This is a genomic window from Parashewanella sp. 2210YD4-3, assembly GCF_056591735.1.
The window spans coordinates 39,789-62,223 of the sequence record NZ_JBWQOG010000009.1 but is presented as its reverse complement, the minus strand read 5'-3'; the positions used below and the strand labels follow the sequence as shown (position 1 = coordinate 62,223).

General features: G+C 42.2%; 23 protein-coding genes. 15 read left to right on the top strand and 8 right to left on the bottom strand.

Features of this window, described 5'->3' with window-relative positions:
- The first annotated feature begins 29 nt into the window (after positions 1 to 29).
- From atpD to glmU, 4 genes are all read left to right on the top strand, one after another.
- A complete protein-coding gene (gene atpD / locus AC1EU0_RS13820) occupies positions 30 to 1,415 on the top strand; it encodes a F0F1 ATP synthase subunit beta (RefSeq protein ID WP_480303052.1) in 1,386 nt (461 codons plus the stop codon).
- A gap of 50 nt (positions 1,416 to 1,465) precedes the next feature.
- Positions 1,466 to 1,894, top strand: coding sequence for a F0F1 ATP synthase subunit epsilon (locus tag AC1EU0_RS13815; protein WP_480303051.1), 429 nt, complete (start codon positions 1,466 to 1,468; stop codon positions 1,892 to 1,894).
- Between the two features lie 160 nt (positions 1,895 to 2,054).
- Positions 2,055 to 3,005, top strand: coding sequence for a hypothetical protein (locus AC1EU0_RS13810; RefSeq protein ID WP_480303050.1), 951 nt, complete (start codon positions 2,055 to 2,057; stop codon positions 3,003 to 3,005).
- A gap of 127 nt (positions 3,006 to 3,132) precedes the next feature.
- A complete protein-coding gene (glmU, locus tag AC1EU0_RS13805) occupies positions 3,133 to 4,494 on the top strand; it encodes a bifunctional UDP-N-acetylglucosamine diphosphorylase/glucosamine-1-phosphate N-acetyltransferase GlmU (protein WP_480303049.1) in 1,362 nt (453 codons plus the stop codon).
- Between the two features lie 87 nt (positions 4,495 to 4,581).
- On the opposite strand, the gene AC1EU0_RS13800 is transcribed toward glmU, so the two are convergent.
- Entirely contained in the window at positions 4,582 to 6,753 is a 2,172-nt protein-coding gene (locus AC1EU0_RS13800) for an AMP-binding protein (protein WP_480303048.1), read from the bottom strand.
- 362 nt (positions 6,754 to 7,115) lie between these two features.
- Between AC1EU0_RS13800 and AC1EU0_RS13795 the strand changes: the two genes are divergently transcribed.
- A complete protein-coding gene (locus AC1EU0_RS13795) occupies positions 7,116 to 7,337 on the top strand; it encodes a hypothetical protein (protein WP_480303047.1) in 222 nt (73 codons plus the stop codon).
- A gap of 27 nt (positions 7,338 to 7,364) precedes the next feature.
- Here AC1EU0_RS13795 and AC1EU0_RS13790 read toward each other — a convergent pair whose 3' ends face one another.
- Positions 7,365 to 7,523 (bottom strand): ATP-binding protein, encoded by a 159-nt coding sequence (locus AC1EU0_RS13790; protein ID WP_480303046.1) that lies wholly within the window; start codon positions 7,521 to 7,523, stop codon positions 7,365 to 7,367.
- Positions 7,524 to 7,602: 79 nt separating this feature from the next.
- Between AC1EU0_RS13790 and AC1EU0_RS13785 the strand changes: the two genes are divergently transcribed.
- Positions 7,603 to 7,734, top strand: a complete 132-nt coding sequence (locus AC1EU0_RS13785; protein ID WP_480303045.1) for a hypothetical protein — start codon at positions 7,603 to 7,605, stop codon at positions 7,732 to 7,734.
- A gap of 93 nt (positions 7,735 to 7,827) precedes the next feature.
- Here AC1EU0_RS13785 and AC1EU0_RS13780 read toward each other — a convergent pair whose 3' ends face one another.
- Positions 7,828 to 9,054, bottom strand: a complete 1,227-nt coding sequence (locus tag AC1EU0_RS13780; RefSeq protein WP_480303044.1) for a hypothetical protein — start codon at positions 9,052 to 9,054, stop codon at positions 7,828 to 7,830.
- A 159-nt stretch (positions 9,055 to 9,213) separates the two neighbouring features.
- Here AC1EU0_RS13780 and AC1EU0_RS13775 point away from each other — a divergent pair, with 159 nt between their 5' ends.
- The 6 genes from AC1EU0_RS13775 (at position 9,214) to AC1EU0_RS13750 (ending at position 14,019) form a co-directional block, all read left to right on the top strand.
- Positions 9,214 to 9,684: a cache domain-containing protein gene (locus AC1EU0_RS13775; protein ID WP_480303043.1), complete on the top strand. Its 471-nt coding sequence runs from the start codon at positions 9,214 to 9,216 to the stop codon at positions 9,682 to 9,684.
- 149 nt (positions 9,685 to 9,833) lie between these two features.
- A complete protein-coding gene (locus tag AC1EU0_RS13770; RefSeq protein WP_480303042.1) occupies positions 9,834 to 10,598 on the top strand; it encodes a DeoR/GlpR family DNA-binding transcription regulator in 765 nt (254 codons plus the stop codon).
- Positions 10,599 to 10,612: 14 nt separating this feature from the next.
- Positions 10,613 to 12,442 carry a glutamine--fructose-6-phosphate transaminase (isomerizing) gene (gene glmS / locus AC1EU0_RS13765; protein WP_480303041.1) on the top strand — a complete coding sequence of 610 codons (1,830 nt, stop codon included), beginning with the start codon at positions 10,613 to 10,615 and terminating at the stop codon, positions 12,440 to 12,442.
- A 129-nt stretch (positions 12,443 to 12,571) separates the two neighbouring features.
- On the top strand, positions 12,572 to 12,838 hold the full coding sequence (locus AC1EU0_RS13760) for a hypothetical protein (protein ID WP_480303040.1): 267 nt from the start codon (positions 12,572 to 12,574) through the stop codon (positions 12,836 to 12,838).
- 135 nt (positions 12,839 to 12,973) lie between these two features.
- Complete coding sequence (locus tag AC1EU0_RS13755) at positions 12,974 to 13,768, top strand: MerR family transcriptional regulator (protein ID WP_480303039.1); 795 nt, start codon at positions 12,974 to 12,976, stop codon at positions 13,766 to 13,768.
- A 2-nt stretch (positions 13,769 to 13,770) separates the two neighbouring features.
- The gene (locus AC1EU0_RS13750) at positions 13,771 to 14,019 is read left to right on the top strand and encodes a superinfection immunity protein (protein WP_480303038.1); all 249 of its coding nucleotides are present in this window, start codon (positions 13,771 to 13,773) and stop codon (positions 14,017 to 14,019) included.
- A 68-nt stretch (positions 14,020 to 14,087) separates the two neighbouring features.
- On the opposite strand, the gene fghA is transcribed toward AC1EU0_RS13750, so the two are convergent.
- Entirely contained in the window at positions 14,088 to 14,927 is an 840-nt protein-coding gene (gene fghA / locus AC1EU0_RS13745) for an S-formylglutathione hydrolase (RefSeq protein WP_480303037.1), read from the bottom strand.
- A gap of 2 nt (positions 14,928 to 14,929) precedes the next feature.
- Positions 14,930 to 16,081 carry an S-(hydroxymethyl)glutathione dehydrogenase/class III alcohol dehydrogenase gene (locus tag AC1EU0_RS13740; RefSeq protein WP_480303036.1) on the bottom strand — a complete coding sequence of 384 codons (1,152 nt, stop codon included), beginning with the start codon at positions 16,079 to 16,081 and terminating at the stop codon, positions 14,930 to 14,932.
- 151 nt (positions 16,082 to 16,232) lie between these two features.
- Between AC1EU0_RS13740 and AC1EU0_RS13735 the strand changes: the two genes are divergently transcribed.
- Positions 16,233 to 17,120: a LysR family transcriptional regulator gene (locus AC1EU0_RS13735; protein WP_480303035.1), complete on the top strand. Its 888-nt coding sequence runs from the start codon at positions 16,233 to 16,235 to the stop codon at positions 17,118 to 17,120.
- Between the two features lie 68 nt (positions 17,121 to 17,188).
- Here the strand turns inward: AC1EU0_RS13735 and AC1EU0_RS13730 are convergent, their stop codons facing one another.
- The 3 genes from AC1EU0_RS13730 to AC1EU0_RS13720 form a co-directional block, all read right to left on the bottom strand.
- Positions 17,189 to 17,647, bottom strand: coding sequence for a Fur family transcriptional regulator (locus AC1EU0_RS13730; RefSeq protein ID WP_480303034.1), 459 nt, complete (start codon positions 17,645 to 17,647; stop codon positions 17,189 to 17,191).
- A 384-nt stretch (positions 17,648 to 18,031) separates the two neighbouring features.
- Positions 18,032 to 19,279, bottom strand: a complete 1,248-nt coding sequence (locus AC1EU0_RS13725) for a B12-binding domain-containing radical SAM protein (protein ID WP_480303033.1) — start codon at positions 19,277 to 19,279, stop codon at positions 18,032 to 18,034.
- A gap of 4 nt (positions 19,280 to 19,283) precedes the next feature.
- Complete coding sequence (locus tag AC1EU0_RS13720) at positions 19,284 to 19,832, bottom strand: TetR/AcrR family transcriptional regulator (RefSeq protein WP_480303032.1); 549 nt, start codon at positions 19,830 to 19,832, stop codon at positions 19,284 to 19,286.
- Between the two features lie 183 nt (positions 19,833 to 20,015).
- Between AC1EU0_RS13720 and AC1EU0_RS13715 the strand changes: the two genes are divergently transcribed.
- Both AC1EU0_RS13715 and AC1EU0_RS13710 read left to right on the top strand, forming a co-directional pair.
- Complete coding sequence (locus AC1EU0_RS13715) at positions 20,016 to 20,207, top strand: twin-arginine translocation signal domain-containing protein (RefSeq protein WP_480303031.1); 192 nt, start codon at positions 20,016 to 20,018, stop codon at positions 20,205 to 20,207.
- A 15-nt stretch (positions 20,208 to 20,222) separates the two neighbouring features.
- Positions 20,223 to 22,433, top strand: coding sequence for a carotenoid oxygenase family protein (locus tag AC1EU0_RS13710; RefSeq protein ID WP_480303030.1), 2,211 nt, complete (start codon positions 20,223 to 20,225; stop codon positions 22,431 to 22,433).
- Positions 22,434 to 22,435: the final 2 nt, after the last annotated feature.

Here is a 22,435-nt window from a genome sequence, read left to right as displayed (position 1 = left end):
TAGGTAAAAAAAATTTTAGAGGATTAATCATGAGCACAGGTACTGTTGTCCAAGTAATTGGCGCGGTTGTGGACGTTGAGTTTCCACAAGTTGCTGTACCTCAGGTATATGACGCTCTGAAAATCGTAGGTGAAGGTGCCTGTAATGGCTTGGTGCTGGAAGTTCAGCAGCAGCTTGGTGGTGGTGTAGTTCGTGCCATTGCTATGGGTTCATCAGACGGTTTGCGTCGTGGTATCGAGGTTGAAAACTCAGGATCACCAATTCAAGTTCCAGTTGGTGCGGCTACTCTAGGCCGTATCATGAACGTATTGGGTGAGCCAATTGATGAAGCTGGCGAAATCGGTGGCGATGACAAATACGTCATTCACCGTGAAGCTCCATCATATGAAGATCAGTCAAGTACTACTGAACTATTAGAAACCGGCATCAAAGTTATCGACTTAGTATGTCCGTTTGCTAAAGGTGGTAAAGTTGGTCTGTTCGGTGGTGCCGGTGTAGGTAAAACCGTAAACATGATGGAACTTATCAACAACATCGCGAAGGCTCACTCGGGCCTATCTGTATTCGCGGGTGTTGGTGAGCGTACTCGTGAAGGTAATGACTTCTACTACGAGATGGAAGAGTCAGGCGTACTAGACAAAGTAGCCATGGTATACGGCCAGATGAATGAGCCGCCAGGAAACCGTCTACGTGTTGCATTGACTGGTCTTACAATGGCTGAGAAGTTCCGTGACGAAGGTAAAGACGTACTATTGTTCGTTGATAACATCTATCGTTACACCCTAGCCGGTACTGAGGTATCAGCACTTCTAGGTCGTATGCCATCAGCGGTAGGTTACCAGCCAACTCTTGCAGAAGAGATGGGTGTACTTCAAGAGCGTATTACCTCGACGAAGACAGGTTCTATTACCTCTGTACAAGCGGTATACGTACCTGCGGATGACTTAACGGATCCATCGCCAGCAACGACGTTTGCTCACTTGGATGCGACCGTTGTATTGTCTCGTCAAATTGCATCTTTGGGTATTTACCCAGCCGTTGATCCGCTAGATTCAACGTCTCGTCAGCTAGACCCACAAGTTGTTGGTCAAGAGCACTATGACGTAGCGAGCGGTGTACAAACTGTACTGCAACGTTATAAAGAGCTAAAAGACATCATCGCGATTCTTGGTATGGACGAATTGTCAGACGACGATAAGACTACCGTAGCGCGTGCACGTAAGATTGAGCGTTTCCTATCGCAACCATTCTTCGTGGCTGAAGTCTTTACCGGTTCTCCTGGTAAGTACGTTTCTCTGAAAGACACCATTGCAGGCTTCAAAGGCCTACTAAACGGTGACTATGACCACGTTCCAGAGCAAGCGTTCTACATGGTTGGTTCTATCGAAGAAGCGGTAGAAAAAGCCAACAAGTAATAATAGAGCTTAGGTCTTGCTCGCAAGGCCTAGTTTCTTAAGGAGATCGGATGGCAGCCATGACAGTACATCTTGATATCGTGAGTGCGGAAAAGCGCATTTTCAATGGCCGAGTATCACTATTAGAGGTAACCGGTACTGAAGGTGAACTGGGTATTAAACCTGGTCACGCGCCTTTACTGACCACTATCAAGCCTGGCATGGCACGCATCGTTAAGCAAGACGGCGCTGAAGAAGTGTTTTACTTATCTGGCGGAATGCTAGAAGTACAACACACTTCGGTTGCGGTATTAGCTGATGTGGTGTTGCGTGCCGACGAAATTGATGAAGACGCGGCGAATGAAGCCAAGAAACGTGCCGAAGCCTTACTTGCTGATGCAGGACAAGATTTCGACTACGAATCTGCTATGGTGGAGTTATCCAAAGCCATGGCACAGCTTCGCGTGGTAGAAACCATCAAGAAGAACATTGCCAGATAAATCAATGGTGAATGAAAAAAGGCGGCCTCAGGGTCGCCTTTTTTAATGCCTTTAAATGAACATTTATTACCAAACTTCACAGAAAGATAATAAGTTTGGTATTACTTTCCTCTATTTTTTCTACACTTATACATAACCAATTGCATGGATGAACAACGTTATGTCTGGAGTTAAAAACGATACTGCACAAGTAAACCTTAATATTAGTCGTATGCAAGGCATATTGAAGGGAGATAATGGACAAGCGCTCAAAAGAGGTATACTCGAACGGCTTCAAGATTTTTTCAAAGGGCTGAGTAACCGATTTCATAAAACCCATGATGCCACCAATCAGCAATTGATAGGTGATTTTTATAACTCGGCAATGAATGATTACCAAAAGTATGTCAATGTGCATGCTGAACTTGCACAAGAAGCTATCTGTGATTCTCTAAGTGAGCCTTTACGTGAGCCGGAGGATAAACCGACATTTGCCCCTGCAATATCAACCAGCACGTATGCAACATTTTTAAGAATGAAAGCGGCGACTCCTGAGTCATACCATGAACTCTTTGAGGTAAGAATATCCGAAGATGGGATGATTGATTATTTATATGATGATCAGTTACTTCATTCTGAAGAATTAACTGATTTGTTAAAGAGTGTGAGAGATGATGATGGGCAACCTGTTCTTGAATCTTTACCTGAAAGATTGCCAATTTATATTCAACAAAATGAAGAAAAATTTACTCAGTGGATGCAACAGTCGGTGCAGGAAGGGGAAAAAATACAAGTGGATTTAACCCACGGGTTGTCGGCGGATGTGTTAGTACCGGCACTCGTATATTACTTAACGAATAGTCCAGAAGGGCAACAGTTGCAAAGCATTTATGAAGGCTTTGATTTAGCACAATTTGCGCTTACTGATTCCATAAATCGTTTACGTACGATGGAGCGTCCTCCTGAAGGTGCATCATCCGAATTAAATAAAAAATATGATAATGAGCATGCCGTTAAAGGCTATTTTATTAATCTATCTGCCGCTTTTGAGGAAGTGAAGGACTCTAAAGCCTCATCCACCCTATCCAGAGATAGCCGTACTATGACAACCTCATTTATTCAGAAAGTATAAATTCGACTTCCAAGCTTGATAGCCTGCTATCAAACTTGGGCTTTTTTCTTGTTTCCCTCAAATTATTTTTCCGCTTTAAATTCAATTCCGTTAAAATCATCGACAGATTTTTTTAAAGGACATTACCATGGCTCTCAATGTTGTTATTCTTGCGGCTGGCAAAGGAACTCGGATGCGTTCCGATTTGCCAAAAGTACTGCACCCTATTGCTCACCAATCTATGGTCGAGCATGTGATTGATACCGCGCATCAACTTGACGCGAAAAACGTTAGCTTGGTGTACGGCTATGGTGGTGACAAGCTAAAAGCAACCGTGACGGATAACAGCCTAAATTGGGTACTGCAAGCTGAACAATTAGGCACAGGTCATGCGGTCGCGCAAGCGAATAACCACATTGATGACAATGACACGGTATTAGTACTTTACGGTGATGTGCCACTTATCCAACCTCAAACCCTGCAAGCATTACTTGAAGCTAAGTCTGATAATGGTTTAGCTATTTTGACAGTTAAGCTGGATAATCCAACAGGCTATGGTCGTATCGTGCGTGACAATGGCAAAGTCATTGGCATTGTGGAGCAAAAAGATGCCAATGCAGAGCAGCTCGCCATCAATGAAGTTAATACCGGCATTATGGCGCTTCCAGGTAAACAGCTAAAAATCTGGCTGTCTCAGTTGTCTTCAGACAACGCCCAAGGTGAATATTATCTGACAGATGTGATTGCCATGGCACACGCTGAAGGGGTAGATATTGCCACCGCACATCCTGAATCGGCAATTGAAGTTGAAGGTGCCAACAACCGAGTACAACTGGCACAACTAGAGCGTGCTTATCAAGCTCGTCAGGCAGAAAAGCTGATGCTTGAAGGGGCAAACCTACGTGACCCGAGTCGTATCGATATCCGCGGTACCGTGAATGTCGGCATGGATGTGATGATTGACGTCAATACCGTCTTTGAGGGGGAAGTAAAACTTGGCAATAACGTTACGATTGGTGCAGGTGCAATCATCATCAACAGTACCATTGCTGATAATGCGGTTATTAAGCCTTACTCCATCATTGAAGATGCCATTGTAGGTGAAGATGCCAGTGCTGGTCCTTTTGCCCGTTTACGCCCAGGAGCAGAGCTTAAGCAAGATGCTCATGTAGGCAACTTTGTAGAAATGAAAAAATCCATCTTAGGTAAAGGCTCAAAAGCGGGTCACTTAACCTATCTTGGTGATACCGAAGTGGGTGAGAAAGCCAATATTGGTGCTGGTACCATTACCTGTAACTATGACGGCGTAAATAAGTTTAAAACCATCATTGGTGATGGCGCTTTTATCGGCTCTAATTCATCGCTGGTGGCACCAGCTGAAATAGGTCATATGGCCACGGTTGGCGCGGGCTCGGTGATAACGACTAAAGTGGATAATGAACAATTAGCCGTGGCACGCAGTAAGCAGCGAAATTTTTCTGGTTGGCAGCGTCCAACGAAGAAAAAATAGGTCATCTCCCCTGTAATACTTGAAGTGTCACTGAACTAAGTGGTCGGCATAGAGTAATACACTATACCGACCAACTTCAGCTAAAGCCTATTTCTGTTGGTGTTTGATATTATTTATAGCAACCTTTTGTGTTGCTTCGATAATTTGTTGCTCTGTTGGAGTGGTACATTCTGAATCCGCCAATTTGATTAGCGCCATCACCTGTGTTTTAAGCTGGAGAATTTTCGGCTTCATGGTATTCGTTAGCGGAATACATTTAGGATCACCAGTATGAAAAACCAGTGCTTCTTTAGGTAATTCAGGGCCTGTAGAGCCTTTTTGTGTCATATGGTCAATCAACTGCTCAAAGTTGTAGGTTGTGTTAGGTTTGGTAACGAGCATCATAACAAAATGATCATCTCCCCCTTGATGTTCAAAATCTTTAGGGATTGGGAAAAATACCGCACTTTGTACAAAATCACAGCCCATCGCATTAGATGCAAGTGTAATTGGGTTATAATTTTTTCCTCCTTTAATCATGATTTCTTTATGGCGTGCTGTAATTTTAAAGGTATGATCGGGATGCACTTCTATAATATCGCCGGTATTTACCCAAATTCGCCCATCAATATCTTTAATAAATGTTTTAGCGGTTTCTTCTCGGTTATTGAGGTATTCTGTGGCCGTGTTACCGGTAACATACATAATACCCTCGGCAGTTTCATTTTGAGGAATCTTAGAAACAAAAGCGGTACGAGGATCAAAACCGTCCTCTAATGTTTCACCAATCAAAGCAACACCTTGATGATCGCCATAAACCATATAGTACCTTCCAGTGATAGGGTCTTGCACTGCAGAAAGTACGGTATGCTCCGTCATTCCATATCCGGTAAAAAAGGTACACTGATCACCAAATATTTCTTTAATTAATGCAATTGTACTGTCTTTGGTTGACGAACCGCCGGCGATAACAAGAGACTCTTTTCCTTGATACGTAGGGACAATAAAACTCCTAAAGCCTTGGCCTATTCCTTCTAATTGTTTATCGGTACTGAAACAGACGTCGTAGCGATGAGAGCCAATAGTCGCTTTTAATTCCTTAGCAGAGGTTGGGTCACTAAGAATGGTTGTATCGGCATGAAATAAAGGACCGGCTAGGGTTACGATCAAATTCCCATATGCATGTGCCGTTGGTAAGCCAAAAAATATCGTAGGTGGCGTGGTGTGATTGAAGATTGAGCCATAAGTTCTTGTCATGTGAACATTAAACTGGTGAGCATTAGTCACACAATTTCTGTGAGTGTAAACAACGGGTTTTCCTGAAGGGCCCGTTGTACCACTGGTATATAGAATTTCTGACGGTGTATCTAAGGTGGCTACAGTCGTTTGAACTGGTTTGACTTTGACGTTTGAGGCTAGGAATTTTTTATAAGAGTGGCACTTAGTCGTATTGACTGTATTCAATAATGTTTGAGTTAAACCATAGTGTGCAGGTTCTTTATCGCCCATTTCAACAAAAATAAATTGTACATCAAAAGGATTGAAATTTAGCTTGCGAGTTTCAGTCATATCAAGTGTATGATTTTTATATTCTTGTTGAATATCTCTTAGTGCCTCCTCTGCGGCTTTTTTCAACTCTGGGGTGTCAGGCACCATAATCACTTTGGGAAACGTGCTTCGCATAAACCCTTTGAGTTGTTCTTTATAGGCTTGCGGAGTCATGGACATTACAGGAAGTGCGGGGACGAAGCCTGCTCGTTGGGCTCCGACTTTACACACTAAAGACTCGATACTAGAGGGAAGCGCTAAAAGTACTCTATCTCCCTGTTTAAAATGGCCGTCTTCTAGTTCTTGTAACTTACCACCGAAAGCTGAGGTTTGCTGCTCAAGCTGTTTATAGGTTGCAGACCTATTCTCGGTGCGAATGGCTATATTATCAGGGGCTTTGGCAAAGGCTCGATCCCAAATTTCTACAGATGAATACAGCTTTAGATCCTCTTCGATATAGGTTTTAGTACAAGGGTGTGCCCTTATAAAATTTTGCACTTCAGGAGGGTACGCTGAGAAGTTCGGCGCTTGGGTCCAATCAATCGTACCGTTAGCATTATACGGTTCACGGTGAAAGTCTTCTAAATTCTGTGGAGAATCCGCTCTCTGGGCAGCAAATTCATCTGTTGCTGGTGTCGCGCGTGTTTCTTCTATGGTTGGTTCCGTAGCTAACGGGAATTGGGGAGATGTTCTTGTGGGCGTTGTTGTTCCTGCGGGGTCTAGTGCAGCCATGATACCTCCTAGCTTAGAGTAATGAATATCGTTGAAGCCTATGTTTGGAAGATTAATTTGAGGGATAAGAAATACTTAATGACAATTGACAATAAGTTATATCCCTAATGGATTGAAACCGCTTGAAATTATCAGGTAGGTAAAAATAGTAGCTTAATTAAAACAGATGGTTACAGGTTAATGTTGTTGAGTGGAATACGAACAAGATATCAATTTTGAGACAGCACTATATGAACAAAAATTAATTTAAAATAAATACGTTGGAACAAACCTTTTTTGATTGAATTTTGAGCGCGTTCACATTTTATCTTCCAGTGTTTATTTACTTTGTGAGAACGTTAACTCTGGAGATCGAATCGAATATGACCAAGTCTAAATTTAATATTGTGTATAACGGTGAAATTGAAAGTGGTGTACATAATTGGCAAAGCATCGGAGGAAGCCATTATTATTGGCACCCTGATTGGCTGCATATTGCCGAAGACATTACCGGTCATAAAGCCGTTACCCCCTTAGATAAAGATAAAAACCACGATAAAGACAGTGTGCAAGCTGAATTAACGAAACACATCGAAGAAAAGTAACTAACCTCTTTATTAAATGCTTGGGCGTTAACCAAAGGTCAATCTAAAACATGCGTCTTTATCGGTATTGTTGATATAACCTAAATCGCCGCCATGTTGGATCATAATGTGGCGCGATAAGCTCAGCCCTATCCCAGAGCCTTGTGGTTTGGTGGTAAAAAAGGGCACAAACATCATATCTACCACTTCTGGTTAAACGCCTTGTACTGAGTCGGTGATATCAACGATGACCTGATATTGCCAGTTTTGCTTAAGCTTAATACTAATGCGTTTCCCACTGACTGACTTACTGGTGGACGATTGGCTGAGTAACTTTAATGAGCGTAACGCAATCTATCTTAGCTTATGGATTTGCGGTGCTGTTGGTGACGTCGGTCACTTGGATAACCGTTGCTAGTATTGCTTATAAAGTCGCCAGCACGCGCCCTTCAATAATATTACGTTATGAATAAATCGACAATGAAATGGTTTACATAAAACAGGTTGTTAACTAGTTTTGTGGAGTTTTATACCACTCCCCAATAAGTTTTGTTGACGGCATTTCTGCATCGGCGGGCAGTACATATTTAGGTGGTAGTTCGCTTAATTTTAAAGCAAAATCACCCTCAGTCATGTTGAACCCTACTAAGCAGGGCGCTGAAAAAGGGTGATGAATCGGATAATGCCTAAATTTCAGCAACCTAGCATGAATGTTTTGACCATCACGTTTAGCATAAATTTGGCAATTTCCTGAAAAATAAACAAAGAAAGATTTTTTGGACTCTATGAACTCTTGAAGCATATCGGGTTCAGGTTGACTGCAAAGGTAGAGACGATCAGTAGTATCATGCTGCTCTAATTGTGCTGCTACCGTAGCTTGCTCAACGTGAGCATCTGGCCATGGCAGATGACACGGGGCTATATCACAGGCGAGAACGTTATCCATTCCTACTTTTTGCAGAGATACTTGTTGTAACCCCCTACCTGCCCCCACATCTGTTGCACATACAAACGTACCTGCAAAGCAATCGTATAATTCATAGGCATGATCTTCTCCGTATGGATGGAACAAATTCAAATGCTCTTTCATAAACAGGCGAGCAATATTGAAAAATTTGCACTCAGCGCTATCGCCCAGCACCTTATAAACCTGGGTTTCTCCATACTCAGCAACCATTAATACCAAATCGAGTTTATTACTAAGTTGATAAAGTCCGGGAAGATTACTGGGAATGTCTAAGTGAGCTAATGTGTTTAGTCCATTAGCCAGAGCTTGAATTTGTTGTTTTTGGTTAGGGTGTTGCAAACCTATGTACTCAGCTAATAAAGTAATTAATGCTAACTTTTGAGCGGTTTGTTTTATTTGCTCTGTGTCAATGTTACTGTCTGTGGGAAGTTTTTGTTGCTGTGCTTTTAAAATTGATTGATACAACTTTTGTTCATGAAATACCAAGCCATTTAGGTAAGGATTTGAGTTCTCATTAGGCTTTAAAGAATACAATGCTGGAGTACTTTTTACGCTGCTACAGAAACCCTTAAATGCTTGTTCTTCAATTTGATCTATATAATCACTAAAAAAAGCAGAAATATCAGTTGCTTTCAACTGGTAGGTTCTTGTTTCACCACTTTTGAGACCTATTTCGACTGAGATGTTTTTATTAGAACTATCAGTTGATAAGACTTTCCATTCAGATAGCGTTGAACTTGGTGGAGAAGAAGCGTTAACTTTGCCTTCCATAGGTTAAATTGAGTTCCAGTTAGTCGAATTCACTACTAAATGTAGTATAGAAATAAGTGATAATTTATCTATATCTCTAACTCTGAATCCCATAGCACAATATCTAGAGTTAACTATACTTTCTGAACATCTATAGATTAAGTCGTATAAGGATGTTAGATGAAAAAATGGTCAACGATGTTGATGGCGGTTACGCTAACCTTAATATTAAGTGCTCCAGTACTATCAATAGAAACAGACAATCCACAGGGCTTTGTTCACTCTTGGCACTTTGCGAAACAAAAGATAAAGCGAGCTAAGGCCTTTATAAAAAACAATGGTAAAGAAGCGTATTTTCAAGCGTTAAAAGCCAAAAAATTCTCAGATCCTCACTATCATATGTTTGCCATTGATTACCGAGGAAATTTTCTTGCTCATCCGATAGCTCAACTTAATGGGGTTAATGGCTGGAAGCTTCGAGATCCTAATAGGATATACATGGTGCGGGAAATGGTAAAAATAGCCAGAAACAACGGCAGAGGCTGGCTAGAGTATGAATCAGTAAACCCTACTTCAGGTCAAGAAGCTCCTCAATTGGTATACATAGAGCGGGTCGATAACCGCTTCTTTATTGGAATAGCGATGCACTGATGCATCGCTCCCCTCCTCGATAACGTGTGTTTCTTCCTACCCCCTTAACTTTTGAAACGAAACTTTATTGCTGTTTTATTAAAAAAAGTCGCTTTTTTGGTCTTTGATAGTATAATTATCTTTCGTTTCGTAAGTTATTGGTTTCATCTGTGAATAGACGCAACACTCAACAACGTCGCCATACCATTGTTAGCCTGATCAATGAACAAGGTGAAGTTCAAGTTGAAACCTTAGCTAAACAATTTTCGACATCAGAAGTTACCATTCGTAAAGATCTCGCTGAATTAGAAAAAAACGGTTTATTGCTGCGCCGTTATGGCGGTGCGATTGCCCTACCCTCTGAGCTGGTCAGTACTCAAATGACTTCTGAAACCAAGCAAGCCATTGCCACTAAAGCAGCTGAGCTTATTCGCGATCATCAACGCATCATTATTGATAGTGGCAGCACCACTATTGGCATGATCCCTAACCTAAATGATAAAACTGGGCTGGTGGTGATGACCAATTCACTCAAGCTGGCCAATGCTATCCATGAGTTAGAAAACGAGCCGACATTATTGATGACCGGTGGAACTTGGGACCCTCATTCTGGTTCATTCCAAGGGCAAATCGCCGAGCAAGTATTGCGTTCTTACGACTTTGATCAGCTTTTTATTGGGGCTGATGGCGTAGATTTAGCACGAGGCACTACCACTTTTAATGAACTGACAGGCCTCAGTAATGTGATGGCAGAAATGGCTCGTCAAGTGGTGGTGGTGATGGAATCAAACAAATTAGGTCGCCGTATACCTAACGTTGAGCTGTCATGGAGCATCATTGATATTTTGGTGACAGATGATGGCATAACTCAAGAAACAATCGAACAAATTCAATCTCAAGGGGTGCAAGTTTTGGTTGCATCTGCTCAGAAATAATAAAGGTAAAACATATGTGTGGAATCGTAGGTGCTGTTGCACAACGTGATGTCGCAGACATTTTGGTGGAAGGACTTCGCCGCTTAGAATACCGTGGCTATGACTCAGCCGGCGTTGCGGTTATTGACGGCGACTCTTTGTCACGCACTCGTCGCTTAGGGAAAGTGCAAGAATTGGCTGATGCGCTTAATGAAGCTCCAGTAACGGGTGGCACTGGTATTGCTCATACTCGTTGGGCGACGCATGGGGAGCCGAGTGAACGTAACGCTCATCCTCATATTTCTAATGATGATATTGCGGTTGTGCATAACGGCATTATCGAAAATCACAATGAATTACGTGAAAAGCTCAGAAGCCTTGGCTATGAGTTTTTATCGGATACCGATACTGAAGTGATTTGTCACCTTGTTCATCACGAATTGAAAAGCCATGACAGCTTGCTGGCTGCTGTGCAATCCAGCGTAAAACAACTCGAAGGCGCTTATGGTACGGTTGTGATTGACCGTCGTGATGCCAATCGTATGGTGGTAGCGCGCAGTGGTAGCCCGTTGGTGATTGGTTATGGTTTAGGTGAGCACTTTGTTGCTTCTGATCAATTAGCACTTCTTCCTGTTACTCGTACCTTTGCCTTTTTAGAAGAAGGTGACGTAGCTGAAATCACCCGCCAAGAAGTCCGTATTTTTGATGTTGACGGTAACGCGGTTGAGCGTGAAGCTAAAGAATCTGAAGTGACCCATGATGCCGGTGATAAAGGTGAATACCGTCACTATATGCTTAAAGAGATTTATGAGCAGCCACAAGCCTTAGCGCGTACCATTGAAGGTCGTATTGCTAACCAGAAAGTGTTAGATAGCGCTTTTGGTGACAATGCCGCTGAGCTTCTAAAAGACGTGAAACATGTACAAATCATCGCGTGTGGTACCAGTTATCATGCAGGAATGGCGGCACGTTACTGGTTAGAAGACTGGGCTGGTGTATCTTGTAATGTCGAGATTGCGTCTGAGTTCCGTTACCGTAAATCGCATCTATTCCCAAATAGCTTGCTGGTCACTATTTCTCAATCAGGTGAAACCGCCGATACGCTTGCTGCACTCCGTTTAGCGAAAGAAATGGGTTACACCTCAACGTTAACCATTTGTAATGCTCCGGGCTCATCACTCGTGCGTGAATCGGATATGGCTTACATGATGAAAGCCGGCGCAGAGATTGGCGTTGCTTCAACCAAAGCCTTTACGGTTCAGTTAGCGGGATTGATGATGCTAACCGCAGCCATTGGTCGCCATAATGGCATGAGTGACAGTATGCAAGCGGCTATCAGCCAAAGCTTATTGTCTCTGCCAGCTAAAGTTGAGCAAGCCTTAAGTTTAGATGGCAGCATTGCACAACTTGCTGAAGACTTTGCTGATAAGCATCACTCATTGTTCCTTGGGCGTGGCGACCAATACCCAATTGCGATGGAAGGCGCGCTGAAGCTTAAAGAGATCTCGTATATTCACGCCGAAGCCTATGCTTCCGGTGAGCTAAAACACGGTCCACTGGCACTGATTGATGCGGATATGCCAGTGATTGTGGTGGCACCGAACAACGAACTGCTTGAGAAGTTGCACTCAAACGTTGAAGAAGTGCGTGCTCGTGGTGGCTTGATGTATGTGTTTGCCGATAAAGACGCTAAGTTTGAATCAGATGACACAATGAAAGTGATCCCTGTGCCTCATTGTGATGAATTTATGGCGCCACTGATTTATACCATTCCATTGCAGTTACTGTCTTACCATGTCGCTCTTATTAAAGGTACCGATGTGGATCAGCCACGTAATTTGGCAAAGTCAGTTACGGTGGAATAACACTCAATATTGGGTCAAATGATGAAAAAGGAAGCTTCATGGCTTCCTTTTTTGATCATGAACCTCTGCGTAAGCGTGGAAAAACATTAATGACGAGTTAATGCTTTTTACAGGATAAATAGGTATATATTGGATAACGATATCAATCCTATAGGAATGTTTATGGCGATGGGAATGGCGAGTGCTGTCGGAGGTGGAGCGTACTCTGCATTGAAATCCGAAGAAGGACACGATACAAGTACTACAGCATTATTTCGAAACAATTATAAATCATATTCTCTAACAAGTAGTGATGATAAAAAAGCCTCAACAGGCTGTAGCTTGAAAGAAATCATTCGTTGTTTATTTTGTTTTAATTTATGTGATGGCTGCGATGACTGTTACAGCGATTGCTAGTCTTGAACGTTTGTTGTTCATATCTAAAAATAAATAATTCAAAACGAGCTGACTGCTTTTTTCTATTTTTCCCTTGACTCTCCCCCTACGTGATAGCCGATGATATAGCTCATTAAGGAACAAAATGAGTTAAATGTGTTGAATAAGGGATCGGTTTATAGTGTCAGCCAATTGAGTAAGCTGGCGGGAGTGAGTGTCAGAACCTTGCATCATTATGATGAGATAGGTTTGTTACAAGCCAAGCGCAACAGCATTAATGGCTACCGTGAATATACACAACACGACCTTGCCAAACTTCAACAAATTCTCATTTATCGTGAGCTGGGCTTTAGCCTAGTTGATATTACTAATGTTCTTTCGGCTGAAAATTATCAACTGATCTCGGTATTAAAACAGCAGCAAGACCTGCTTCAAAAACGGATCTTAGAGAGCCAATCTATGCTCAGCAGCTTAAACGATACCCTTGCTGTATTAGAAGGGCGAGAAAACTTCGATATTTATTTTTCAGGACTACCCAAAGAGAAAACAGAACGTTGGAAGGAAATGATGCATGAGACCGTGGGTGAGGAAAAAATGTCACTCATGTATCAAAAGCTGAGCAAGCTGTCTAAAGCAGAAAATCTGGATTTATATCAAGAAGTCGAACAATGGATTAAAGATTATCGTTTGGTGATGGATAAGCCAGTTGACTCTGCTGAGGTGCAGCACCTTGTGAAACAGCACTTTCATAGTAGTGAGCGCATGTTTAAAAAAACAATGGGTGATGCCTTTAAGGGGCTTGATTCTAAGTTGTATCAACATGTCATTGATTTGTTGAAAAACGATAAGGTGACGATTGAAGTCTACGAACATTATCAATCAGGGATCACTGAGCACCTTCACCAAGCCATGTGTTATTACAAACAGCAACACTTTTCCAATAAGGATTAAAAATGGAATTTATCAATGAAATATTTAATAGCGACAACCATGCTTTGATTGCAGTGGTTATAGTGTCAGTAATCGTGCTTTGGTTTTTACCTGCTATGTTAGCGTTAGTATTTAATCGTAAGCACTTTAAATTAATTTTGTTGGCTTGTGTTCCCGCTGGTTTTTCAGTGATTGCGTGGAGTGCAGTACTTATCTGGGCGATAACAGGCAAAATGATAAACAAGAACAAAAACGGTGGTGAGCCTGCTTAGGGTATGTTGATCTTTCGTGTTTCGATTCAATAAAAAAGGCTTTCTTGAGTAAGAAAGCCTTTTACTTTTTATGCTAACAAATGCGCAGCATGAAACTTCAAATGATCGTCAATAAAACTAGAGATAAAGAAATAGCTATGGTCGTATCCTTGCTGCATTCTTAGCTCTAATTTTGAATCGTGAACTTTGGCCGCTGCAACTAGATGTTCAGGCTTTAGCTGCTCGATTAAAAAATCATCGGCATCACCTTGATCCACCAATATAGGTAATGTTGAACGACGTTGTTTTAACAATTCACACGCATCATAGTCCTGCCATGTTTGTTTATCCTCACCCAAATACGCACTAAAGGCTTTATGCCCCCAAGGACACCGCGTTGGATTACTGATAGGACTGAACGCTGAAATCGAACGATAGTGATTAGGGTTTTTAAGCCCAATGGTTAAGGCTCCATGTCCGCCCATGCTGTGGCCACTGACGGATTTAATTTTGGTGACCGGAAAATTGGCTTCAATTAATTGTGGCAGTTCACTCACAATATAACCGTACATCTGATAGTGCTTAGACCATGGTGCTTGAGTAGCATTAAGATAGAACCCTGCGCCTTGACCAAGATCATAACCATCATCATTGGCGACATCTTCACCACGAGGGCTGGTGTCTGGGGCGACAATAGCAATACCTAGTTCCGCTGCCGCTCGAAAGGCTCCCGCTTTTTGCATAAAGTTTTCATCAGTGCAGGTAAGGCCTGATAACCAATACAACACAGGAACAGGAGACTCGTGATTAGCATTTGGCGGTAAAAAAATTGCAAATCGCATATTACAATTTACTGCTTTGGAAGCATGGTGGTATTGTTTATGCCAACCTCCAGCAACTTTAGTTTGGCTGATCAGTTCTATCGTCATGATTATGCCTTGTCCATGTGGATCACAGTGCGAATACTTTTCCCTTCGTGCATCAAATCAAAGGCGTGGTTTACGTCACTCAGTCCCATGGTGTGGGTGATAAACTCTTGCAGACCAAATTCACCTGCTAAGTATTGTTCGACAATTTGTGGCAGCTGTGAGCGACCTTTTACGCCGCCAAAGGCTGAGCCTTTCCAAACACGACCTGTGACGAGCTGGAATGGACGGGTTGAGATCTCTTGCCCTGCGCCAGCCACACCAATGATCACCGACTCCCCCCAACCTTTGTGGCAACACTCTAACGCTTGACGCATCACATTGACATTACCAATACATTCAAACGAGTAATCCACACCGCCATCGGTCATTTCAACGATAACGTCCTGAATCGGTTTGTCGTATTCAGTTGGGTTGATGGTGTCGGTTGCTCCAAGTTGTTTAGCCAGCTCGAATTTGCTGTCGTTAATGTCGATACCAATAATGCGGCTGGCTCCTGCCATTTTTGCCCCTATGATGGCGGATAACCCAATGCCACCTAAGCCGAAAATGGCAACGGTATCACCCTGCTCTACTTTTGCTGTGTTGAGTACTGCTCCCATACCCGTGGTAACGCCGCAACCTAAAAGACACACTTCTTCTAATGGTGCGGCTTTATTCACTTTAGCTAACGAAATTTCAGGCAGAACCGTATATTCAGAGAAGGTTGAACAACCCATATAGTGATAGATAGGTTGGCCATCTTTTGAGAAACGACTGGTACCATCTGGCATTAGGCCTTTACCTTGGGTTTCACGTACCGCTTGGCATAGGTTGGTCTTGCCTGAGGTGCAAAATTTACATTCTCCACACTCTGCTGTGTATAGCGGAATGACATGATCGCCCACTTCAACCGAGGTGACGCCTTCTCCCACCATTTCCACAATACCGCCACCTTCATGGCCAAGTACTGCTGGAAAAATGCCTTCAGGATCTTCTCCCGATAGCGTAAACGCATCCGTGTGACACACGCCAGTGGCTACGATACGCACTAACACTTCTCCTGCTTTTGGAAGCTCAACGTCAATTTCTTCCATTTTCAGTGGTTCGCCAGCCGCCCAAGCTACAGCAGCTTTTGATTTTATTGAAGTTTGATTTGGTTCTAGGTTCAACGCCATGATGGACTCCTACATTTGCCTTGGTTGCCAAAGCGGGATTAATTGGCAAAAAGTGTACAGCTATCAATCTTTAAAATAATCCCTCATTTTTGAAAATGATTATTTCACCTATGTAATAATCGCTGAACTGTATTGGATAGAGGAAATAGAGATGGCACAGTGGCAAGGGGTGAATGAATTCGTTTGTGTTGCCGATACTCAAAGCTTTACTGCGGCCGCAGCAAGACTAGGAATGTCGGTAGTGAAAGTTAGCCGTAATGTTGCAGCACTGGAAACGGCAATAGGCGTAAAACTATTGCATCGCACCACTAGAAAAGTGGCATTAACTGATGCTGGCAAGCTTTACTATCAAAGCTGTAAACCGCTGTTAGAAGGGCTTGAACAAGCTGAATTAGCGGTTACGCAAATGCAGCAACAAGCCAAGGGGCTGATCCGAATCACCGCGCCCACTACTTATGGTGAACGCTTTATTGGCCCGTTAATTAATGATTTTTTATTACTGCATCCTCAACTAGACGTTGAGCTTATTCTATCCAACCGGCAATTAGATTTGATCGAGCAACATATTGATGTGGCAATTCGTTTAGGTCAACTGGACGACTCGAGCATGATGGCGAGAAAGCTCAGTCATCGTCAGTTATATGTGTGCGCCAGCCCAAATTATATTGAAAAACATGGTGAGCCACATACCTTATCGGAGCTGAGTCAGCACCAATGTTTAGTGGGCACTTTACCCTACTGGCGTTTTATAGAGGCGAAAAAACCAAGAACCATTCAAATTAAGGGGCGAATGAGTTGTAATTCTGGTCAAGTTTTGTATGACAGTGCCTTAAAAGGATTAGGTTTAGTGCAGTTGCCTGATTACTATGTGCAATCGGCGTTAGAGCGTGGACAGCTGGTGGAAGTTTTACCGCGTTATCGAGATGAAAAAGAAGGGATTTGGGCACTCTATCCTCATAATAGGCAGTTGTCTTACAAGATCAAACTGCTGATTGAGTTTTTGCAGCAGGGGTTATCTAAGCTTTCAATGATGGAATAAAGCAATTAAAATTATGGCTAACTCAAATAGATATTAATTTTATATGCGTCTAACGGATGTTTTTAGGTTTAATGCCGTGCCTTACAATCACTGCATAAGCAGTTAATTTCAAGCTGTGGGCTGACCATGCTAAACCCAGTTTCTTCTACATTCTTATTCAATTCAGAAACAATGTCTTTATTAATATGAATTTCCTGTACTTTCTGGCACTCATGGCAAATTAAGAATTGTGGTACTAAATGCTCGTGATCACAGGAAATATGGGCGCAGGCAACAAATTTATTGCTGGTTTGCATCTTATGCACCAATGATTCGTTTTCTAAAAACTCTAAGATCCGATAAATGGTCATTATCGGGAATTTGTCATCAAAAGTTTGATTACAAAAATCCGCTAATTCGTATGCTGATATGGCTTTGTTTGACGAAATAATACCAGTGAGTACCTGCTTTCTTTTGGTGGTAAGTTTTGCATTGCTTTTTTTACACTTAAGCTCAGCATGTTTGATCATCTCATTCACAGTTGCCATAAAGCAGGGTTCCTTGCTAGGTCACTCTTATAAGCCTTAGTTTAATATTAATTAGCGTAATAGTGTACGGAAAAAACAACTATTCGCCTCTGGGGCTGATAGCTTTGAATTTAACTCATTAACCTTGTATGGGCAGAATTTACAATATAACTCAGCGAAGTGGGCGTATTTTAATGCCTTTGTAAAACCGAATTTGGGTAAATTGGATTAAGTTGTAGGTGTGATAGTTGATTGTAGATATTACAACATAATTTTGAGTTATCACTGATGAGGTTTGATTGAAAATTACACTTTCTTCATTTCATTTGGATGCGATTTCATTGAAAGTGTTTGTAGTTAATGAGCCAAAAGAGGTGTCCTTTGGCTCATTAGAGTGCGATAGGGTTAAGTGGTCATTGAAGACATATACAAGCCTTGCATCGAGGTCACTCGGGCAAAGCGTTTTATTCTGCGTCCTGCACTGTAAAGAGTGTCTCTTACTTTTATCACACCATCTTCAAGCTCTTGTGGGGTCATGTGTTTAGGTTCAAACACCACATGTGAGCAATCATAATCCGCCCAATCGTTACTGAGTAAACGTTCTTCTCTTAATAGTTGATTGTAAAATTTGGTGCCCGGAAATGGCGTGATAAAGTTCGGATGGATCACATCCAATTTTACATCATCCACAAAGGCGATAGTTTCATCAAAGATATCTTTTTCATGCTCGTCAAAGCCAAACAACATGCAACTGTCTACCACGATATTGTGCTGGTGGAGTCGTGCAATAAGCTCTTTAGCTCGACTTGGTTTGATGAAGCCTTTGCCTGCCATTTTTAATGCAGGTTGTGAGCACGTTTCTAGCCCAACAAGTAGGTAAGTTAGCCCTGATTGTGCTGCGGCTTCCACTAACGCTTCATTTTCAGCAAAGTCTAAGGTGGCTTCTCCTGCCCATTGAACGTTCAGCTTTTTAAGCTCGGTGAACAGTTCAAGTGCATAATCAGGATCGGAGCACAAGTTATCAGCGTGTAGTTCAAGGTACTGTTTACCTGAAGCACGGATTTCATCAATTACATCAGCCACAGGGCGAAACACTTCACGTTTGAAAAACGGTCTTACCGTACAATAGCTGCAACTGTTTTTGCAGCCACGACCTACTAATACGCCCCATGTGCCATAACGTTTTTTAAGCTCAGCATTATTAGGCCATGGATTTAGCTGGCTAATATCTACTTGATCATTGCTTTTATACGATGGCTGTAACTGACCGTTAGCGGCATCGTTAAGTAAGGTTTTCCACACCAACTCGGCCTCACCAATGATCACTGAATCCGCATAATAGGCCGCTTCGCTGGGTAAAAAGGTGACATGAAGCCCTGACAATACCACCATCAAGCCGTTATCTTTTAATTTTTGAGCTAATTGATAAGCGTGAGTAATGTCGGGCGTTGAAGCGGTGATCACCGCCAAATCGGCATTCTTAATCAGCTTTGAGGTGAGCTTATCGCCATTGGTTTCATCAATGATTTCAAATGAATGTGCATTGGGTGTCGCCGCCGCTAAAGAGAAAATGCCTTGTGGTGGTGAAGACATATACTTTTTGTAGTCTTTAAAATCAGATTCGGCTGATGCTTTGATGATCAGGATATTCATAATGCTACCTCTTTAGCCCATTAAGTACATTGTTTGAAGCCACTGTCGGAGCTTCTCTGGCGGCGAGTGTTCCATCTTGTATCGCATACCAAGCGGTATAAACGGTTGAATCAATCAAATAGTAAATCCAGCGGCTGCTCATTGTGATATCGATAGAGCCTTGTTGTTTGCAAGATTCAATCAGTTCTAAAATCTCGCGTTCCAATGATAAGTATTCCGTCATGGTGTCTTGGTGTTCAAAGCTCTTCCATTCATACAGAATGAAATGAACACAATCACCGTGAGGTACCAGCAGCTCAATCAGCTTAGATAATTGTTCAATGCAGATCTCTGAGCTGCTTACCGCGGCATTAAGCGCTGTTTTAAACTGACGAATGGCTTCAATACTTAATTCCGAGACCAGTGCTTCTTTACTGGAAAAGTGGCGATGTAATGATGCTCGCCCTACTCCGGCCTGTTTGGCAATTTCGCTAAGGCTAGCGCCAGGATTAACGGCTAACAACGAAGTGCCTGTTTCAATCAGCTTGGCTCTGACAGATTGCTTAGGATTCACTTACCAGTCCTATTGATGATTCATGGTTGTATTGTATGAGACAAAAATGTCTCAGTGTTTGATGTGGATCGTATTTTGGTAAAAAAGCGTAAAAAACGAGCATAAGATATTTCAATTTGCTTCTTCATTTCTTTCAGTGTCGGTATATGCTGCCAACGTCATTTAAGAAAAATAGGTCGTATTATGGGGTGGACTCGAAGACAGTTCTTAACAACCAGCGGAGTATTACTGAGTGCTGGAGTGGTGATAAAGCCTGTAGTCGCCAAAAATCTACTTAAAGAAAACATTAGCCAACCCCCCTCTTTTATTGCCAAACCGTTGCGATTGTTTCCCCAATTTACCTTGCTTGAGCTTGTTCCTCTAACGACTCATTAACTTGCAGGTTCAACTATGGAATCCAGTTTCCCTAAAGCGATTATGTCTTGTAGTCGCCGAGAATTTTACGGTCAAAATGATGCTCACCAAGCATTAGAGTTATCGATTGTTGATGCTGCAGGTGCGCCAGCGTCACTCCCCGATGATTTAATCGGTTCGGTATTTATTGTTTCTGCGGTGGGAGCGGTTTCATCAGCCACTACCGAAGAAGATGATAAGGTGGTGTTACCTTGTGAAGATGGTGGCACTGCGTTATTTAATGGCGACGGCATGATTTATCGTGTGGATTTTGGCTTGAGCAATGTAAGTTTAACGACTCGTTTGGCCGCCACACCAAGCTATCTTGCGGATAAAATCAGTTTTGAAGATAAAGCCTGTTATTCAAAACTACTCCCATGGGCAAATCTAGGGTTGGGTCGTGTTTCACCTATTTTGGGTATGTTAAAGCAAGCATCAACGGCGTTTGTTCCTCTTAGGTTTCCTGACTCTGACACGGAAAGACTCTTGATCACCAACGATGTTATGCGTCCGTTTGAGGTTGACCCTGTATCGCTCAAGCTGATTTCCCCTGTGGGGAAAAATAGTGATTGGACGCCACTGTTAGATAAATATCCACTGAACTTAATGCCTTTTAGCATGTTGATGTCGACAGCTCACCCTGCATTTGATCCGATAACGGGTGAGTTGTTTGTCACTAATACCCAAGTGTCTTTCGATAACTTTATGAAAGATAAAGTTAAAAACAATTTTAAGGAAAGGGCTTCAGAGGTTATTGATCATAAGCATTATCCGGTGATGGAGTTGTTTATGACGGCATTTGAGAAATTATTGGGGCTTTTAGATGCGTTTCATTTGGATGGATATAACCGGGTTAAGCTGCACCGTTGGAATGGAAACAGTCTTGGTGTTGATAGCTTTGATGTGATGGATGAAAATGGTCGACCAATTGTGATCCAGCAAAGCACTCATATGATGGGCATAACTGAACATCATGTATTATTTGCCGACACCGCATTTAAAATATCCTTACTTGATGCCTTGCCCAGTCAATTTTTTACTGAGGATTATTCACCGTTTTCAGACGATTTTAAGGCTCAGCATGAACCTAGATTTGTCGCAGAATGCATCGCTAAATTTAAACAAGCAGTGAGAGTGGTTTTTACCTACCCGCAGTCACCTGACACTCACTTGTATGTGATTAGCCGTGATCAGTTTCAAAAGATAAATAGCTCATCAGTTGTGGCTAAAAAAATCACGGTTGAAGGCGAAATGGTTCACTTTATGGTGGATTATCAACAGTCTAGTGTTTGCAATCTGGTTATTCATGCTGGAATGGCTTATGCCTCAGATCCCGCAGAGTTTATCCATTCAGTTGACCGTTCTATGTATTCTAATGAGCCTATGAAAGCAGAATCTGGGATGCTGATTGCTGGCATGGATATTAATAGTCCTGCGGTGATTGTGGTCGATACTGATGCTCAAACCGCGGAAAAAGTTGATTTATCACTGGATGCCTCTAAACAATACACACCAGTACTTGGCTTATACGCTTACCGTGATAGCTATCCCGTAAAACAATTCGAGCATATCTATTGGCTTGGTGCTCCATTATGGAATAACACGTTACCCAGTATCATGGATGATCTGTATGGCAGTTATCCTTATCGCCGTCAATCTAAAGAAGCAATGTTGGAGATGATTGCCAATGAGGTGCCTGCCATGGTCAATAAAATTAGTGTTGATACAAAAGCGTTAAGCCAGTGGTTAGACACGGGAGTAAAACCAACCTCATTATTAACGGTGACCGATCATTATGCATGCCCTGATGGGTTTTTAGTAACTTCACCGACTTACGTGCCCAAAGTTGATGCCAATAAGAATGAAATTAAGGGTGGTTATTTAGTGTGTTGCGCTATTTTTTCCGACAATTATTGCTCAACGGGAGAGAGTGAGTTGTGGTCAGCCAATACCGAATTCTGGGTGTTTGATGCCGATAATTTAAGTGTGGGGCCGCAATACAAACTGAGTCATCCACAATTGAATATGGGATTCCCTTTGCATACCACTTGGTTAAAGCAGCTGGAGGCGAAACAAAGTGATTATGATGTGGAGTCTGATCATAAGGATAAAGTAGAGGCCTTATTAAAAGCCTTACCGTCAGAAGAACTGAAATCACAAGTGAGTGAATTACTTCGACAAACCTATAGAGCCTTTAACGAGCGATAGAG

Coding starts and splice junctions, on each gene's coding strand:
- atpD (WP_480303052.1), top strand. CDS start 30: ATGAGCACAGGTACTGTTGTCCAAGTAATTGGCGCGGTTGTGGACGTT.
- AC1EU0_RS13815 (WP_480303051.1), top strand. CDS start 1,466: ATGGCAGCCATGACAGTACATCTTGATATCGTGAGTGCGGAAAAGCGC.
- AC1EU0_RS13810 (WP_480303050.1), top strand. CDS start 2,055: ATGTCTGGAGTTAAAAACGATACTGCACAAGTAAACCTTAATATTAGT.
- glmU (WP_480303049.1), top strand. CDS start 3,133: ATGGCTCTCAATGTTGTTATTCTTGCGGCTGGCAAAGGAACTCGGATG.
- AC1EU0_RS13800 (WP_480303048.1), bottom strand. CDS start 6,753: ATGGCTGCACTAGACCCCGCAGGAACAACAACGCCCACAAGAACATCT.
- AC1EU0_RS13795 (WP_480303047.1), top strand. CDS start 7,116: ATGACCAAGTCTAAATTTAATATTGTGTATAACGGTGAAATTGAAAGT.
- AC1EU0_RS13785 (WP_480303045.1), top strand. CDS start 7,603: ATGCGTTTCCCACTGACTGACTTACTGGTGGACGATTGGCTGAGTAAC.
- AC1EU0_RS13780 (WP_480303044.1), bottom strand. CDS start 9,054: ATGGAAGGCAAAGTTAACGCTTCTTCTCCACCAAGTTCAACGCTATCT.
- AC1EU0_RS13775 (WP_480303043.1), top strand. CDS start 9,214: ATGAAAAAATGGTCAACGATGTTGATGGCGGTTACGCTAACCTTAATA.
- glmS (WP_480303041.1), top strand. CDS start 10,613: ATGTGTGGAATCGTAGGTGCTGTTGCACAACGTGATGTCGCAGACATT.
- AC1EU0_RS13750 (WP_480303038.1), top strand. CDS start 13,771: ATGGAATTTATCAATGAAATATTTAATAGCGACAACCATGCTTTGATT.
- fghA (WP_480303037.1), bottom strand. CDS start 14,927: ATGACGATAGAACTGATCAGCCAAACTAAAGTTGCTGGAGGTTGGCAT.
- AC1EU0_RS13740 (WP_480303036.1), bottom strand. CDS start 16,081: ATGGCGTTGAACCTAGAACCAAATCAAACTTCAATAAAATCAAAAGCT.
- AC1EU0_RS13735 (WP_480303035.1), top strand. CDS start 16,233: ATGGCACAGTGGCAAGGGGTGAATGAATTCGTTTGTGTTGCCGATACT.
- AC1EU0_RS13730 (WP_480303034.1), bottom strand. CDS start 17,647: ATGGCAACTGTGAATGAGATGATCAAACATGCTGAGCTTAAGTGTAAA.
- AC1EU0_RS13725 (WP_480303033.1), bottom strand. CDS start 19,279: ATGAATATCCTGATCATCAAAGCATCAGCCGAATCTGATTTTAAAGAC.
- AC1EU0_RS13715 (WP_480303031.1), top strand. CDS start 20,016: ATGGGGTGGACTCGAAGACAGTTCTTAACAACCAGCGGAGTATTACTG.
- AC1EU0_RS13710 (WP_480303030.1), top strand. CDS start 20,223: ATGGAATCCAGTTTCCCTAAAGCGATTATGTCTTGTAGTCGCCGAGAA.